Genomic DNA, 14,991 nt, shown 5'->3' with positions numbered 1-14,991 from the left:
TATCTCCACGAGAATGGTTCAGTCGAAAGCCATCATGCCGATGGGCGTAACGGCACGGGTGCCCGCGCGCTTGGCAAGTGCGTAGGAAAGGCACTGTTCCACGGCGTCCTGCGGCACAGGTTTTACGATAACGCCTGCGCCGATACCGAGATTGACCACCACTTCCGGATTTGCCGTCATGAAGATCACCACGACGCCGTGATCCTGCGAAAGCCGCCTCCCGATCTCCGGGCCGGTCTGGCCGTCGGCGAGATTGACGTCTACAAAGGCAATATCTGCGCGGCTGCCGAGTGCCACGGCCTGATCCAGCCGGTTGGCGATGCCGATGACGTCAGCTTCCTCTTCCGCCTGCATAATGGAATCTTCGATATCCATAGCGATGAGAAATTCGTCCTCCACGATCAGCACACGCGGTTGTTCCGTGCGGAAACCCGGTTCGTTTTGCAGGATGTATGCGGACATATGACTGCCTCCATTCCATGCGCTTTAGCGCGGTCGGAAGGCAAACACCTGCCGAAGCAACTCGTTCCAAAGTGAGATAAACATGGTGAATACAGTGTAAACGGACCGGCTTTTCGGCTATCACCTCTAGATAGCGAAGCAGTTGATTCGGTTTGGTTTTCATCCGGGGAAGGGGTCGGAGACAGTCGCCGTAGCGCATCTTTCGCCCCTGGAGCACAAGCCTTTAGCCGCAAGCGGGGCAAAGGCTTGCATGCAAATTCAAAGCGTTACAGCGTCCTTCACGCGCCAGGAAGGACATGCAGGAACGTTGCCGATCATTCGCGTGCCGCGGTTAAAAAACGGCGCGAGACCCTATGAGTTTAGAAAGAGAATAAGACGATGACCCAGTCTCCGCGCGCTCCAATCGCCCGCAATACGCCCAATATCGCTGTTATCGGCGTCGGTGGCGGCGGCGGAAACGCGATCAACAACATGATCGACGAGGGCATCGGCGGCGTTGATTTCATCGCCGCCAACACGGATGCGCAGGCGCTGAAGAAAACCAACGCGCCAAGGCTCGTGCAACTCAGCTCCGAACTTACAGGCGGGCTGGGTGCCGGGGCTGATCCGGAGGTTGGCCGGCAGGCGGCAATCGATTCGCTTGACGAGATCATGGATCACCTCAACGGTTACGACATGTGCTTCATCACCGCCGGTATGGGCGGCGGTACCGGCACCGGTGCTGCGCCCGTCATCGCGGAAGCGTGCCGTGCGAAGAACATCTTGACCGTCGGTGTCGTCACCCTGCCGTTCAGCTTCGAGGGCGCGCGCCGCATGCGTGCTGCCGAATATGGTTTCGCCAATCTGCTTAATACCGCCGATACCGTCATCGTCATTCCCAACCAGAACCTGCTGCGTATTGCGGATGCCGGCACGACCTTTGAAAGTGCCCTGAAGACGGCGGACAAGGTCCTGTCCCTCGGCGTGCGCTGCATTACCGATCTCATCCTGCGCGAAGGCCTGGTCAATCTCGACTTCGCCGATGTGCGTTACGTCATGAAGAATGGCGGACGCGCGCTTATGGGCACGGCGCAGGCCAAGGGTCCAAAACGCGCTTCGGAAGCGGCAGCCGCCGCCATCGCCAACCCGCTGCTCGGCGAACCGTCGCTGAAGGAGGCACGCGGCGCACTTGTGTCGATTTCCGGCGGTAACGACCTGACGCTTTACGAGATCGACGAGGCGATGACGCTTGTGCGCGAGGCAGTCAGCGAAGAGACCGATGTGGTGATGGGCGCGTCCTTCGATCCGACGCTGGACGGCGCTTTCAAGATTTCCGTCGTGGCCACCGGCCTGCGTAACTGAGGTCCCTACCTCGAAGCGGTGCTTTGTAAAAAAGCAGCGATGTCACAAATTGAATTATTGAAGCCGTCGCGGGTAATTTTCGTGACGGCTTTTTGTTGTTTTTGAACAATTATTCCGCCATTCGAGGGGCAGGTGCTGCAACGCGGCGTTGATATGGAAAAAATATAATAGTACTCTTTATGTCGACAAGAGGGATTTGGTTATGACGGATATAATTGCTTCTGCCGAGCGTAAGCGTGGCTCCGGCGTGAAGATGGTCTACGATCTGCTGCGCGACGAGATTCTCGATCTGGTTCTGCCACCGGGTAGTCCAATCGATGAGGTGCAGCTTGCCGAGCGGTTCAAGATGTCGCGCACGCCCATTCGCGAAGCGCTGGTGCGGCTCTCGGGCGAGGGGCTGATCGATACGCTGCCGAACCGTTCGACCATGGTGTCGAACATCGATTTCCTCAATATGCATACCTATTTCGATGCGCTGGTGCTGATGTACCGGGTGACGACCCAGCTTGCTGCCCAATATCACCGTCCGGAAGATCTGGCCGGCATCCGCGCCCATAATGCGGAATTTGCCATTGCGGTGGAAGAGCAAGACGCGCTGGCGATGATTTCCACCAATGCGGCCCTGCACCTTTCCATCGCCGAAGCCGGGCGCAACCCCTATTTCACCAGTCTGTTCAAGCGTCTGCTGGATGAGGGACGGCGCATCTTGCGGCTGTATTACCAGTCCTATGATGATCGCCTGCCGAAACGTTTCGTCGACGATCACGATGCGATCATAGCGGCGATCGCCGCGCGCGACACTGTTCTGTCCGAGAAACTGGCCCGCGAGCATGCCGAACAGATCGTGCAGCAGGTGCAGAAACTACTGGTGCGCAATGAGCGGCTGGAAATAAATCTGTAGCTTGTCGATTTCTTGTCGACAAATAAAATACAAGATTGTAATGTCCTTGTTGAAAGGGTGGCGCGGAGGTGCGTCCATTCCCGAAAAACTGTCCCTTAGGAGCTAGTAATGACGGCCAGCATTTTTTCCGGCGTGATTCCCGCCTTGATGACCCCCTGCAAAGATGATCGCACCCCCGATTTCGACGCGCTTGTCCGCAAGGGCAAAGAGCTGATCGCCGATGGCATGTCTGCCGTCGTGTATTGCGGTTCCATGGGCGACTGGCCGCTTCTTTCCGATGAGCAGCGCATGGAAGGCGTGGAACGTCTGGTGAAAGCCGGCATTCCGGTCATCGTCGGCACCGGCGCGGTCAACACGGCATCTGCCGTTGCGCACGCCGCCCATGCCCAGAAGGTTGGCGCAAAGGGCCTGATGGTCATTCCGCGTGTTCTTTCGCGCGGCTCGGTCATCGCTGCCCAGAAGGCGCATTTCAAGGCCATCCTTGCGGCCGCTCCCGAAACGCCCGCTGTCATCTACAACAGCCCCTATTACGGTTTCGCCACCCGCGCCGATCTCTTCTTCGCGCTGCGTGCGGAACACAAGAACCTCGTGGGCTTCAAGGAATTCGGTGGTCCGGCGGATATGCGTTACGCTGCTGAAAACATCACCAGCCGCGATGATGAAGTCACCCTGATGATCGGCGTCGATACTGCCGTTGTCCACGGCTTCGTCAATTGCGGCGCAACCGGCGCGATCACGGGCATCGGCAATGTTCTGCCGAAGGAAGTCATCCATCTCTGCAAGCTGTCGCAGGCCGCCGCCAAGGGCGATGCGGACGCCCGCGCCCGCGCGCTGGAACTGGAGCAGGCGCTCGCCGTCCTCTCCTCCTTCGATGAAGGCCCGGATCTGGTTCTCTACTTCAAGCACATGATGGTGCTGAAGGGCGACAAGGAATATACGCTGCACTTTAACGAGACCGATGCCCTCAGCGACAGCCAGCGCGGTTATGTCGAGGCGCAGTTCAAGCTGTTCAACAGCTGGTACGCCGACTGGAGCAAGCTTCCGGGTGCGGTTCAGGCCTGCAAGGCTGCCTGATTACTTTCTGCAGTGAAAAAGGCCCGCATTTGCGGGCCTTTTTTCGTTTTATGAGGTTCGATAGATATCCTTCGTCATGCCTGATTGGGTTCGGCATGACGAAGGACTGATGTCAGGAGACGGCGTCCATCCCCTGTTCCAGCAGCCGGTCGAGACCGGCGATTTCGGCGGCGGTCAAGGTAATGCCTTCGCTTTCCGATTTGGCGCGTGCAGTGAAGCGGCGGCCGGAGGGCAGGCGGGCTCCCTGGCCGGTAATGGCGTCGAACAGGATTTCCGCCCGCTGGAAAGGATCGCCCGGACGGCCCTTGGCGAAGGCTTCCGGGGAAAAGGCGACGATAAGCTCGCCATGGAAGGGTGCAAGCGTTGTGGTGCCGAGATACTCCAGTACTTCGGGGCTGGTCAGGTCACCGATCATGATACCCGCGAGAAGCTCGATCATGGTGCCGATGGCCGAACCCTTGTGGCCGCCGAACGGAAGCATGGCGCCGGCAAGCGCAGCCTCCGGGTCGGTCGTCGGGTTTCCGTCGGCATCCACGGCCCAGCCTTCAGGCAAAGATTTGCCCGCGCGACGGTGCAGTTCTATCTCGCCGCGCGCCGCAACAGATGTTGCGAAATCAAAGACATAGGGTGAAGTGTTCTTACGGGGCCAACCGAAGGCGAAGGGGTTGGTGCCGAGCAGCGGCTTGGTTCCGCCAGTGGGAGCGACGGTGGAATAGCTCGGGCACATGACCAGACCCGCTAGACCGTTCGCTGTCAGCCCCTCGACTTCCGGCCAGAGCGCCGAGAAATGCGTACAGTCATTGATGACGAGCGCGGCGATGCCGGTGCGTTTCGCCCGCTCCACCAGAACAGGCAGGCCAAGCTCGAAGGCGGGGTTGGCAAAACCGCCATTGGCGTTGACTTTCACGATCGCTGTGCCGTCGTCTTCGGCCACCTCCGGCATCGCATCGGGCTTAACCTTGCCTGCCTTGACGGTGCGCAGGGCGCCTTCGATGCGGTAGATACCGTGCGATTTGCAGGCGTCACGCTCACCGGCAACAATAACCCGCGCAAGCGCTCCCGCCTGCACGGCATTGAGCCCCGCCTTGCGGAAAATCGCTTCGACCCGCTGAAAAAGCCCGTCGATGGTCAATGTGGTGTTGTCGCTCATCATAATCCTCCGATATTGGGCTCGCACATTTTGAATACATAAAGTATACAACGGTCATTCTATTGCAACTCGTCTTTTCGGCATTCTGCGTCCGGTGCCCATTCCTGCCACAAGCGCCGGGATGAGAGTAGGGCAGACTTGCCCAACCAGGGCGCCATTTTCACGTGCTCTTCGGTCCCGAATTGCAAGCTCGCTCCCGTAGCACTGTTCGCTGCTGCAAAAATTCTTTTTGTATACTCATTGTATTTTTATGTTGATTTATCGCCTCCATGGGGAAATAGTGACCTCGCCTTCAATGGCAGAGCAATTCTGGGAGCAAATCAACAATGAAAAAATCGGTCATCGTCGCCGGCCTGCTGGCCGCCACTTTCGCTATTACTCCGGCCAAGGCCGACAAGCTTGACGACATCATTTCGTCCGGTACGCTGCGCTGTGCGGTCGTGCTCGACTTCCCGCCCATGGGCGCGCGTGATGACGCCAACAACCCGATCGGCTTCGATGTCGATTATTGCAACGATCTCGCAAAGGCGCTCGGCGTCACGGCTGAAATCGTCGAGACACCTTTCCCGGAACGTATACCGGCGCTGATGTCCGGCCGCGTCGATGTTGGCGTTGCCTCCACGTCCGACACGCTTGAGCGCGCCAAGACGGTTGGCATGACCGTGCCTTACTTCGCCTTCGAAATGGCTGTCACCGCCAACGACAAATCTGGCGTCAAGTCCTTTGAGGACATGAAGGGCAAGACCGTCGGCGCGACTGCCGGTACGTTCGAAGCCATTGCGCTCGAAAAGACCGTCAAGGAATGGGGCGTGGGCGAGTTCCGTCCTTACCAGACGCAGGCTGATGTGTTCCTCGCGCTCAGCCAGGGTCAGATCGACGCCACCGTTTCAACCTCGACCGTTGCACAGGCCAACGTTAAGACCGGCAAATTTGCCGGCATCTCGGTGGTCGGCAAGGCACCTTATGACATCGATTATGTCGCTCTCTTCACCAACCGCGATGAATATGGCTTCATCAATTACCTGAACCTGTTCATCAACCAGCAGGTTCGCACCGGCCGTTACGCCGAACTCTACGGAAAATGGGTTGGCGGCGAAGTTCCTTCGCTCACCGTCAACGGCGTCTATCGCTGATCGGAACTTTTCCCAAACGGCGCGGTCGGATCGATCGCGCCGTTGATCGTTTCTGAAAAGGTGAGACGGTTATGTTCAATTATACATTCCACTGGAATCAGGCGCTGAAGGCTTTGCCGCAGCTGCTGGACGGTGCGGTGGTGACGCTGCAGATCGCGATCCTGTCGATGGTGATCGGTCTTTCCTGCGCCATCGTGCTGACCCTGTTCCGGCTTTCCGGTAACCGGATATTGGGTGCCATTGCCGCCGTCTGGGTGGAAATCGCCCGCAACACGCCGGCGCTGTTCCAGATTTACATGGCCCATTTCGGCCTTGGCAATTTCGGCATTCATCTCAGCCCCTATACGGCGCTTCTGGCCGGCATCGCCTTCAACAATGCGGGCTATCTTGCGGAGAACTTCCGTGGAGCGCTGAAGGCGATACCGGATACGCAAACGCGCTCCGGCCGTTCGCTCGGCATGACGTCGATGCAGACCTTCCGCCTCATCATCATGCCGCAGATGCTGCGCGTCGCCTTCCTGCCTGCCACCAACCAGATGGTCTGGGCAATCCTGATGACCTCGCTCGGTGTCACCGTCGGCATGAATACGGATCTCGCCGGTGTCACGCAGGCCTTGAACGCCCGTTCGTTCCGCACCTTCGAATTCTTCGCGCTTGCCGCGGTCATCTATTACGTGATCGCCAAGATCGTCACGCTTGCCGCCAGATTGCTGGCCGCTCGTCTGTTTCGTTACTGAGAGAGGTGCGCCATGTTTGAAACCGCTCTCACCTGGAGTGATCTTGCCTTCCTTGCCAAGGGCGCGGGGATGACGCTTGCCGTCACCGCCGTTGCCGTGACGGCTGGCACCCTCATGGGTATCATCTTCGGTGTCATCCGCTTCCAGCTCGGGGCCTATTGGTCGCTGCCGCTGACCTTCGTGCTGGATGTTTTCCGCTCCGTGCCGCTCCTCATCCAACTGGTGCTTGGCAATGCCTTCCAGTCGATCGCCAAGCTCGGCTGGCCGCCATTCACCACCTCATGCGTGGTTCTGTCGCTTTATACGGCGGCCTACTGCACCGAGATCGTGCGTGGCGGCATCGAAGCGGTGCCGTCGAACACGCGCCGCGCCTGCCGTTCGCTCGGCATGACCTGGTCGCAGGACATGTGCTACATCGTGCTGCCGCTTGCAACTCGCGTGTCGTTGCCCGCCTGGATCGGCCTGACACTCGGCGTCATGAAGGATTCGGCGCTCGTGCTGTGGCTCGGACTTATCGAGCTTCTGCGTGCCTCGCAGATCCTCGTCACGCGCCTGCAGGAACCGCTGACCATTCTCATGATCTGCGGCGCCATCTATTTCCTTATCAGCTTCCCCATCGCCCGTTTCGGCGGGTATCTCGAAAGACGGTGGTCCCCCAATGATTGAGATCGAAAACGTCCGCAAATCCTTCGGCCCGCTGGAGGTTCTGAAAGGGATCAACCTGACCGTCAACAACGGCGAGGTCGTCACTATCATCGGTGGTTCCGGCTCCGGCAAGTCGACGCTGCTGACCTGCATCAACGGCCTGGAGCCGATCGATAGCGGCAAGATCGTCATCGACGGCACCGAGGTGCATGCCAAATCGACCGACCTCAACAAGCTGCGTCGCAAGGTCGGCATCGTCTTCCAGCAATGGAACGCCTTTCCGCATCTGACGGTACTCGAAAACGTCATGCTGGCGCCGCGCAAGGTGCTTGGCATTTCGAAAGAGCAGGCCGAGGAAATCGCGGTCAAGCAACTGACCCATGTCGGTCTTGCTGAAAAGCTGAAGGTCTATCCGAACCGCATGTCTGGCGGTCAGCAACAGCGTATGGCGATTGCCCGCGCTCTTGCCATGTCGCCGGAATATATGCTGTTCGACGAAGTCACCTCAGCGCTCGATCCGATGCTGGTGGGCGAAGTGCTCGATACGCTGAAAATGCTGGCCGACGAGGGCATGACGATGATCTGCGTCACCCATGAAATGGCCTTCGCCCGCGATGTGTCGAACCGTGTCGCCTTTTTCCATCAGGGCGTGATGGCGGAAATCGGCACGCCGGATCGGCTTTTCGGCGCGCCGCAGCACCCCGAGACGCAGAAATTCCTGTCGAGCGTGCGGTAATGTCTGCAAACAATGTCATCGTCATAGGGGCCGGCGTTGTCGGCCTCTCGGCAGCTATTGCCGCGCAGGGACGCGGCCTTTCGGTCACGGTTATCGATCGCGAAGGCCCGGCGGCCGGCGCTTCCGCCGGTAACGCCGGTGCCTTCGCCTTCACCGATATCCTGCCGCTCGCATCCCCCGGCATTCTCTGGAAAGCGCCGAAGTGGCTTCTCGACCCGCTCGGGCCTCTCAGCGTACCGCCTGCCTATGCGCTGAAGATTGCACCATGGATGTTCCGGTTCTGGCGCGCCTGTGCCGCCTCGAAGGTTGAACATTCCACCACCGCCCAGACGGCGCTGATGGACCTGTCGAAATCTGAACTTGAGCCGTTTCTCAGGAGAACCGACACGATTGCCATGCTGCGCAAGGAGGGCAATCTCCAGGTCTATGAAAGCGAAGCCGAATTCGAAGGCTCGCTTGCCGGCTGGAAGGCGCGCGAGCGTCATGGCATCGAGTTCCGGCACCTCAATGCCGAGCAGATGGCCGAGATACAGCCCGGCATCGCACCGCGTTTCACCTGCGGCACCTTCACGCCCGGCTGGCATTCCATCGCCGACCCGAAGCTCTATACGCTGGCTCTTGCCGAGCATTTCCGCAGCATCGGCGGTCGTATCGAACGTCTCGACATCGCAGCGCTCAGGCCGCTGGAAGACGGTGTGGAAGTGGTGAGCCATGACGGGCGCACTCGCAAGGCCGGCAAGGTGGTATTGGCGGCGGGCGCGTTTTCGCATCGCATTGCCCGTTCGCTTGGGGAAAAAATTCCGCTGGAAACGGAACGGGGGTATAATACCACCCTGCCTTCAGGCGCCTTCGATCTGCGCACGCAGGTGACCTTCGGCGGTCATGGTTTCGTTGTCACGCGGCTTTCGACCGGCATTCGCGTCGGCGGTGCAGTGGAGCTGGGCGGGCTCGAGCTTCCGGCCAATTTCGCCCGCTCCGAGGCGCTTCTCGCCAAGGCGGCAAGTTTTCTGCCAGGCCTGAAAACCGAAGGCGGCAAGCAATGGATGGGTTTTCGCCCGTCGCTGCCCGACAGCCTGCCGGCGATTGGTGCGGCGCGCCACACGGCGCGGGTGGTCTATGCTTTCGGTCACGGCCATCTGGGGCTGACGCAATCGGCCGGCACGGCCCGCATCGTCGCCGATCTACTGACGGGGCAAAAACCCGCCATCGATACAAGGGCATTTTCGCCACAACGTTTCTAGAGAATTTTGGCTTTTCTCCGAAACGCAAAAATTCTCTAGTTTTTTTTACGCATTTTCCAGACGTAAAACCGCTACGCACTTTTACTGGAAATGCTTTTGGGGAGATTTTCGATGTCTTCTTCCGGTTCGACAACAGCCGTTCCTCAGGCGCGCAGCATCCTGCCGGGCGCGGCTGAAGGCGTGGTGATCGCCACGACTGAGGCGCTGAGTTTCTGGGGCGGTGTCGATCCCGCCACAGGCAAGGTGATTGATGTGCACCACCCGCTGCACGGCGTCTGTCTCACCGGCGGTGTGCTGTTCATGCCGTCAAGCCGTGGCTCCTGCACCGGTTCTGGCGTTTTGCTCGATCTCATCCTGACGGGCCGCGCACCCTCAGCGCTTGTCTTCTGCGAGGCCGAAGACGTGCTAACGCTAGGCGCACTGATCGCTTCGGAAATGTTTTGCAAGCCCATGCCGGTGCTGCGCCTGGACGCGGAGAATTTCGCGCGGTTCTCTCAAGCCTCTCATGTGCGTATCGATAAAAATACCATTGAGGCTGATGGCGTTTCCCTCGCGATCGCGCCGCCTGCGACGACGCATCTCGATCTCAAGAATGACGACAGGGCAATGGTCGAGGGCCGCGACGGCATTGCCGTGCAGCAGGCCATGCGCATCATTGTCGCCATGGCCGCCCAGCAGGGGGCGTCAGCGCTCGTCGATGTCACGCAGGGTCATATTGACGGCTGCATCTATGCCAGCCCCGCCAATCTCACCTTTGCAGAGAAGATGGCGGAGATGGGCGCAAGCGTGCGCGTGCCGACGACCATGAACGCCATCTCGGTGGACAAGGCGCATTGGCGCGCGCAGGGCGTGCCGGAGGATTTCGGCGATCCCGCCGCAAGGCTGGCAGATGCCTATGTACGCATGGGCTGTCGCCCCACCTTTACCTGTTCGCCATATCTGCTCGACAGCGCGCCGCAGGCCGGCGACATGATCGCCTGGGCCGAATCGAATGCCGTGATTTTCGCAAATACGGTTCTCGGCGCACGCACGGCCAAACATCCGGATTTTCTCGATCTCTGCATTGCCTTGACGGGCAGGGCGCCATTGTCCGGCGTCTATCTTGAGGAAAACCGCCGACCGCAACGCATTGTCGATGTCGCTTTGCCTGAGGATATCAATGACGCCTTCTGGCCGCTCATCGGTTATCTCGCTGGCAAGACAGCCCCCGATTGCATTCCGCTTCTGCGCGGTCTTGGCGCAGCAAAGCCTTCGCGGGATGATCTGAAGGCGCTCTGCGCCGCTTTCGGCACCACGTCTGCGGCTCCCATGCTGCATATCGAGGGCGTCACCCCGGAAGCGCGACTGGAGCCGGTCGAGACGGCGGAAACCGTCACAGTTTCGCTTGCTGATATGGCCGCAGGCTGGTCGCTTCTGAATGAGGGACCAGAGGATGTGCAACTGGTTGCCATCGGCAGCCCGCATGCCTCGCTGGAGGAATGCCGCGCGCTGGCGTCCGCCTTCAACGGACGCAGGCGTCATGCAAATGTTGCCGTCATCGTCACTGCCGGACAGCAGGTCATCGACGCAGCAGAACGGGACGGCACCCTGCGAAGCCTGCATGACAGTGGCGTCCAGGTACTGCCTGATCTGTGCTGGTGCTCGATTTCCGAACCGGTCTTTCCGACCAGGACGCGCGCGCTGATGACCAATTCGGGCAAGTACGCCCACTACGGTCCTGGCCTCAGCGGCCGCGCGGTGCGTTTCGGCAGCCTTGCCGACTGTGTTGAAAGCGCACTGACCGGCCGTGCTATTTCCCGTCTTCCATCCTGGCTTTCCTGAGGAGCACTAAATGCGCAGTATCAAGACAGTTCACGTCATCTCCGCCCATGCGGAAGGCGAGGTGGGTGATGTGATCGTGGGCGGCGTGAGGCCGCCGCCGGGCGAGACGATCTGGGAACAGAGCCGTTTCATCGCCCGCGATGAGACCCTGCGCAATTTCGTGCTCAACGAGCCGCGCGGTGGCGTGTTCCGCCACGTCAATCTTCTGGTGCCGCCAAAACATCCTGACGCGGATGCCGCCTTCATTATCATGGAGCCGGAAGATACCCCGCCCATGTCGGGCTCCAACTCCATCTGCGTTTCCACCGTGCTTCTGGATGGCGGTATCGTGCCAATGCAGGAGCCAGAAACCCATATGCTGCTTGAAGCGCCGGGCGGGCTTGTGAAGGTGCGTGCCGAATGCCGCAATGGCAAGGCCGAACGCATTTTCGTGCAGAACCTGCCGAGCTTTGCCGCGAAGCTCGATGTAGAGCTTGAGGTCGAGGGTCTCGGTACGTTGAAGGTGGATACGGCCTATGGCGGCGACAGTTTCGTCATCGTCGACGCCGAGGCGATGGGCTTCAGCCTGAAGCCGGACGAAGCGCATGAGATTGCCCGTCTCGGCGTGCGCATCACCAATGCGGCCAACAAGGCTCTGGGTTTCGAGCATCCCGAAAACCCGGATTGGCGTCATTTTTCCTTCTGCCTGTTTGCGGGCAAGGTAGAGCGCACCGCTGAGGGCCTGCGGGCAGGTGCCGCCGTTGCCATCCAGCCGGGCAAGGTGGATCGCTCACCGACCGGTACGGCGCTTTCGGCCCGCATGGCGGTGCTGCATGCACGCGGTGAGATGAAAGAAGGCCAGACGCTGACGGCCGTGTCGCTCATCGGCTCCACCTTTACCGGTCGCATTCTGGGAACGACAACGGTGGGCGACCGCCCGGCCATCCTGCCGGAAATTTCCGGCCGCGGCTGGATCACCGGCATTCACCAGCACATGCTCGATCCTTCCGATCCATGGCCGGAAGGATATCGTCTGACGGACACTTGGGGCGCTCGATAAGGACGATACACCGTACTTCCCTCATCCCTGTGACCAGCACAGGGATGAGGGAGGGACCTCACCCGCCCACCCGCTTCGTTGTCTCCCTGACGATCAACTCGAACCCGACATCCACCCGCGCACCTTCGGGAACGGCAGCGCCTTTTTCCGCTTCCAATATGGAAAGCAGCAATTCGCCCGCTTTGCGGCCGATCATCTGGGCGTCTACACGGATCGTTGAAATCGCCGGATAACATTGCCGGCCGATGTCGAAATCGCCGAAGCCGAGGATGGAAATCTGTTCGGGAACGCGAATGCCGCGACGATGACACTCCATCAGTGCGCCGACGGCGGAAATATCGGAGACCGCGAAAATGCCTTCGACATCCGGCGCCTTCGCCAGCAACGAGCCGAGCGTTTTGGCCCCATGGTCGTAGGAGACTGGGGCGCTGCCCTCGCGGATGATGAGGTCGTCGGCAATGCCGGCTTCGCGAAGTGCAGCACCAAAACCGAGCAGGCGGCTTTCGCCGCGCCAGTCCTTTACATCGCCATCCGCACGCGATCCCAGTGCGCCAATTCTCTTAAATCCAAGCGATATTAAATATTTGGCGGCGTTTCTTCCCACTTCGTAGTTGGAAAAGCCTACCGCATGGTCGATGGGATGTTCGGGAACGTCCCAGATTTCGACAATCGGGATGCCGGCGCGCATCAAAACTTCGCTCGCCATCTTGGTATGCACCGTTCCGGCAACGACTATGGCGTCTGGCCGGCGCTCCATCATGGTGCGGATGACGCGCTCCTCCTCCTGGAGATCGTACATGGTATAGCCGATCAGCAGTTGATAGTCGGCGGCGCGTAGCGCGTTGGCGAGCCCCTGTGCGCTGTCGGCGAAGTTGGAGTTGGTGAGCGTCGGCAGGATGGCGGTGATGAAATTGGTGCGTCGGGAAGACAGCGAACCGGCGATCCGGTCAGGCACATAGCCAAGCTTCTCGATAGCCTTCATCACCTTCTGGCGCGTGTCCTCAGACACCAGCGCCGGATCGGCCAGCACCCGCGAAACGGTCATCTTGGAGACGCCCGCGAGTTTCGAGACGTCGCTCATGGTTGCTTTTTTTGACGTGACTAACGCTGCGGCCAAGGGCGTGCGCTCCACCAAAGCATGTCTCCCTGAATTAGAACCGGTTCAGGACAAGACATACACGAAGATATCAAGGGAAAGCACGCCGCATGATTGCAGATCGGTGCGGCGTGCACCGGATTTATGCGATGCGACGGTAGACGAGGTGATAGAAACGCCCGTCGCACATGCTCATCATCTCGTCCGTCAGCACCCGGCCTTCCAGTCTGACCGGCGAAACCAGCGCTTCTTCCACAGCCTCAATCGACGGATAGTCGATTTCCTGCACCATAATGATGGCCGCCGCGTCCGGGTCCGTACGCTCGGTGCGCATGACGCGCACGGCCTGCGCGTTCGGCATGCGTTTCCAGACCGGCAGAAGCTTTTCCTCGACAATGCGGAAAAACTCCTCCTCCCGACCGGCGTGGATCTTGCCTTCAAAAATTGCCGAGCGTGTATACATGGTTCCCTCCCGAATGAATGCCCGATGCAACAGTTCTGTAGATCGGACTTGCAATGATACCGATAACATGCATTATTGATCCTGCCAAGAACGCGAAATGGTGTCGACCAGAGGAAAATCGATAACCAGCCAAAATCATTGAATTTCATGGGGAATTCTAACAGTTTTGGATCTTCGCGTCTTCTTGGGAGGAGTTTTTTGCAAATCGGGTTGAAATGTTATCGAGAACATTTTTCGGTTTGCGCAAAGGCCGCTGTTCCCGTGCGGACGGCAAATAAAGGGTTGGAGGAGAAACCATGAGCATTTCCAGATTCTTGAAGAACATGACCGTCGCAGTCGGTGTTGCCGCAGCAACGCTAGCCGCCACCACCTCGGCCCATGCCGTCTCGCTCAGCGAGATCACCGCGCGCGGCAAGGTCAAGATCGGCGTTCTCACCGGCGCGCCGCCGATGGGTATGGTGGACGAGAAGGGCAATCCTTCCGGATATGACGTTGATGTCGCCAATCTGATCGGCTCTTACCTGTCGCTGCCGGTCGAACTGGTGCCGCTGACGCCGCCGGCCCGCATTCCGGCGCTCCAGACCGGCAAGGTCGATTTCCTTGTCGCGACGCTCGCACCGACCGGTGAACGCGCCAAGACCGTCATGTTCACGCAGCCCTACAGCGCCTTCAACATGGACATCATCTCCGGCAAGGACCAGAAATTCGAAAATCTCGACAGCCTCAAGGGCAAGCGCGTTTCGGTCAATCGCGGTTCCTCGCAGGAAACCGCGCTGCGCAAGGCCAATGTCGAAGGTCTCGAAATCGTCGTCTACGAAGACGATTCCACCAGCGCCCAGGCTCTGCTTGCCGGTCAGGTGGATGCCGTCGCCCTGCCGTCCACGGTGGGTGAGGCGATCATCAAGCAGCGTCCGGAAGCCGGTCTGCAGGTCGGTTTCACCTTCTTCCAGCAAGGCAATTCCATGGCGACGAAGATTGAGGATTTCGAGCTGCGTCAGTGGCTGAACACCTCCATCTATCTCATGAAGATGTCGGGCGATCTCGACCGCATCTCGGTGAAGTGGACCGGCCGTCCGCTGCCGCAACTGCCTAGCTTCTGATTGAGCCATTCAACGCGCCCGCCGGGAGAAATTCCGGCGGGCCGGGAAATGT

The 14,991-nt window shown here is 59.5% G+C and carries 15 protein-coding genes; 11 read left to right on the top strand and 4 right to left on the bottom strand.

Annotation, left to right across the window (positions count from 1 at the left end; all coding sequences use genetic code 11):
* Positions 1 to 18 precede the first annotated feature (18 nt).
* Positions 19 to 462, bottom strand: coding sequence for a response regulator (locus tag T18_RS13000; RefSeq protein WP_004431292.1), 444 nt, complete (start codon positions 460 to 462; stop codon positions 19 to 21).
* Positions 463 to 840: 378 nt separating this feature from the next.
* Between T18_RS13000 and ftsZ the strand changes: the two genes are divergently transcribed.
* The 3 genes from ftsZ to T18_RS12985 all read left to right on the top strand — a co-directional run bounded on the left by ftsZ (position 841) and on the right by T18_RS12985 (position 3,778).
* A complete protein-coding gene (ftsZ, locus tag T18_RS12995) occupies positions 841 to 1,803 on the top strand; it encodes a cell division protein FtsZ (RefSeq protein WP_019566702.1) in 963 nt (320 codons plus the stop codon).
* A gap of 202 nt (positions 1,804 to 2,005) precedes the next feature.
* The gene (locus T18_RS12990) at positions 2,006 to 2,704 is read left to right on the top strand and encodes a GntR family transcriptional regulator (protein ID WP_004431295.1); all 699 of its coding nucleotides are present in this window, start codon (positions 2,006 to 2,008) and stop codon (positions 2,702 to 2,704) included.
* A 108-nt stretch (positions 2,705 to 2,812) separates the two neighbouring features.
* Positions 2,813 to 3,778, top strand: coding sequence for a dihydrodipicolinate synthase family protein (locus T18_RS12985; RefSeq protein WP_013761087.1), 966 nt, complete (start codon positions 2,813 to 2,815; stop codon positions 3,776 to 3,778).
* Positions 3,779 to 3,890: 112 nt separating this feature from the next.
* Here the strand turns inward: T18_RS12985 and T18_RS12980 are convergent, their stop codons facing one another.
* Complete coding sequence (locus tag T18_RS12980) at positions 3,891 to 4,928, bottom strand: Ldh family oxidoreductase (protein ID WP_038495411.1); 1,038 nt, start codon at positions 4,926 to 4,928, stop codon at positions 3,891 to 3,893.
* Positions 4,929 to 5,254: 326 nt separating this feature from the next.
* On the opposite strand from T18_RS12980, the gene T18_RS12975 reads away from it, so the two are divergent.
* From T18_RS12975 to T18_RS12945, 7 genes are all read left to right on the top strand, one after another.
* Entirely contained in the window at positions 5,255 to 6,061 is an 807-nt protein-coding gene (locus T18_RS12975) for a transporter substrate-binding domain-containing protein (protein WP_013761084.1), read from the top strand.
* A gap of 71 nt (positions 6,062 to 6,132) precedes the next feature.
* The gene (locus tag T18_RS12970) at positions 6,133 to 6,798 is read left to right on the top strand and encodes an amino acid ABC transporter permease (RefSeq protein ID WP_019566704.1); all 666 of its coding nucleotides are present in this window, start codon (positions 6,133 to 6,135) and stop codon (positions 6,796 to 6,798) included.
* A gap of 12 nt (positions 6,799 to 6,810) precedes the next feature.
* Positions 6,811 to 7,464, top strand: a complete 654-nt coding sequence (locus T18_RS12965) for an amino acid ABC transporter permease (protein ID WP_038495415.1) — start codon at positions 6,811 to 6,813, stop codon at positions 7,462 to 7,464.
* Positions 7,457 to 8,179 carry an amino acid ABC transporter ATP-binding protein gene (locus tag T18_RS12960; RefSeq protein WP_019566705.1) on the top strand — a complete coding sequence of 241 codons (723 nt, stop codon included), beginning with the start codon at positions 7,457 to 7,459 and terminating at the stop codon, positions 8,177 to 8,179. Before T18_RS12965 ends, T18_RS12960 begins: the two co-directional genes overlap by 8 nt.
* Positions 8,179 to 9,420, top strand: coding sequence for an NAD(P)/FAD-dependent oxidoreductase (locus T18_RS12955; protein WP_038495419.1), 1,242 nt, complete (start codon positions 8,179 to 8,181; stop codon positions 9,418 to 9,420). The genes T18_RS12960 and T18_RS12955 overlap by 1 nt, the downstream gene beginning before the upstream one ends.
* Positions 9,421 to 9,531: 111 nt before the next feature.
* On the top strand, positions 9,532 to 11,241 hold the full coding sequence (locus T18_RS12950) for an aconitase X (RefSeq protein WP_038495422.1): 1,710 nt from the start codon (positions 9,532 to 9,534) through the stop codon (positions 11,239 to 11,241).
* A 10-nt stretch (positions 11,242 to 11,251) separates the two neighbouring features.
* On the top strand, positions 11,252 to 12,280 hold the full coding sequence (locus T18_RS12945) for a trans-3-hydroxy-L-proline dehydratase (protein WP_025594919.1): 1,029 nt from the start codon (positions 11,252 to 11,254) through the stop codon (positions 12,278 to 12,280).
* 58 nt (positions 12,281 to 12,338) lie between these two features.
* Here T18_RS12945 and T18_RS12940 read toward each other — a convergent pair whose 3' ends face one another.
* Both T18_RS12940 and T18_RS12935 read right to left on the bottom strand, forming a co-directional pair.
* Positions 12,339 to 13,361, bottom strand: coding sequence for a LacI family DNA-binding transcriptional regulator (locus tag T18_RS12940; RefSeq protein WP_019566709.1), 1,023 nt, complete (start codon positions 13,359 to 13,361; stop codon positions 12,339 to 12,341).
* A 157-nt stretch (positions 13,362 to 13,518) separates the two neighbouring features.
* Positions 13,519 to 13,839, bottom strand: coding sequence for a hypothetical protein (locus T18_RS12935; protein WP_004431319.1), 321 nt, complete (start codon positions 13,837 to 13,839; stop codon positions 13,519 to 13,521).
* Between the two features lie 296 nt (positions 13,840 to 14,135).
* Between T18_RS12935 and T18_RS12930 the strand changes: the two genes are divergently transcribed.
* The gene (locus T18_RS12930; RefSeq protein ID WP_004431321.1) at positions 14,136 to 14,939 is read left to right on the top strand and encodes a transporter substrate-binding domain-containing protein; all 804 of its coding nucleotides are present in this window, start codon (positions 14,136 to 14,138) and stop codon (positions 14,937 to 14,939) included.
* Positions 14,940 to 14,991 lie beyond the last annotated feature (52 nt).

This window comes from Rhizobium sp. TBD182 (assembly GCF_001950375.1).
Taxonomy (GTDB): domain Bacteria; phylum Pseudomonadota; class Alphaproteobacteria; order Rhizobiales; family Rhizobiaceae; genus Agrobacterium; species Agrobacterium tumefaciens.
Note: the sequence above shows the minus strand (reverse complement) of the source record. Positions and strands in the feature narration are given on the sequence as shown.

Excerpts from the sequence above, each read along its gene's own strand:
- T18_RS12970 (WP_019566704.1), top strand. The coding sequence starts at position 6,133 with ATGTTCAATTATACATTCCACTGGAATCAGGCGCTGAAGGCTTTGCCG.
- T18_RS13000 (WP_004431292.1), bottom strand. The coding sequence starts at position 462 with ATGTCCGCATACATCCTGCAAAACGAACCGGGTTTCCGCACGGAACAA.
- T18_RS12990 (WP_004431295.1), top strand. The coding sequence starts at position 2,006 with ATGACGGATATAATTGCTTCTGCCGAGCGTAAGCGTGGCTCCGGCGTG.
- T18_RS12965 (WP_038495415.1), top strand. The coding sequence starts at position 6,811 with ATGTTTGAAACCGCTCTCACCTGGAGTGATCTTGCCTTCCTTGCCAAG.
- ftsZ (WP_019566702.1), top strand. The coding sequence starts at position 841 with ATGACCCAGTCTCCGCGCGCTCCAATCGCCCGCAATACGCCCAATATC.
- T18_RS12935 (WP_004431319.1), bottom strand. The coding sequence starts at position 13,839 with ATGTATACACGCTCGGCAATTTTTGAAGGCAAGATCCACGCCGGTCGG.
- T18_RS12955 (WP_038495419.1), top strand. The coding sequence starts at position 8,179 with ATGTCTGCAAACAATGTCATCGTCATAGGGGCCGGCGTTGTCGGCCTC.
- T18_RS12975 (WP_013761084.1), top strand. The coding sequence starts at position 5,255 with ATGAAAAAATCGGTCATCGTCGCCGGCCTGCTGGCCGCCACTTTCGCT.
- T18_RS12980 (WP_038495411.1), bottom strand. The coding sequence starts at position 4,928 with ATGAGCGACAACACCACATTGACCATCGACGGGCTTTTTCAGCGGGTC.
- T18_RS12940 (WP_019566709.1), bottom strand. The coding sequence starts at position 13,361 with ATGAGCGACGTCTCGAAACTCGCGGGCGTCTCCAAGATGACCGTTTCG.
- T18_RS12930 (WP_004431321.1), top strand. The coding sequence starts at position 14,136 with ATGAGCATTTCCAGATTCTTGAAGAACATGACCGTCGCAGTCGGTGTT.
- T18_RS12985 (WP_013761087.1), top strand. The coding sequence starts at position 2,813 with ATGACGGCCAGCATTTTTTCCGGCGTGATTCCCGCCTTGATGACCCCC.
- T18_RS12960 (WP_019566705.1), top strand. The coding sequence starts at position 7,457 with ATGATTGAGATCGAAAACGTCCGCAAATCCTTCGGCCCGCTGGAGGTT.
- T18_RS12945 (WP_025594919.1), top strand. The coding sequence starts at position 11,252 with ATGCGCAGTATCAAGACAGTTCACGTCATCTCCGCCCATGCGGAAGGC.
- T18_RS12950 (WP_038495422.1), top strand. The coding sequence starts at position 9,532 with ATGTCTTCTTCCGGTTCGACAACAGCCGTTCCTCAGGCGCGCAGCATC.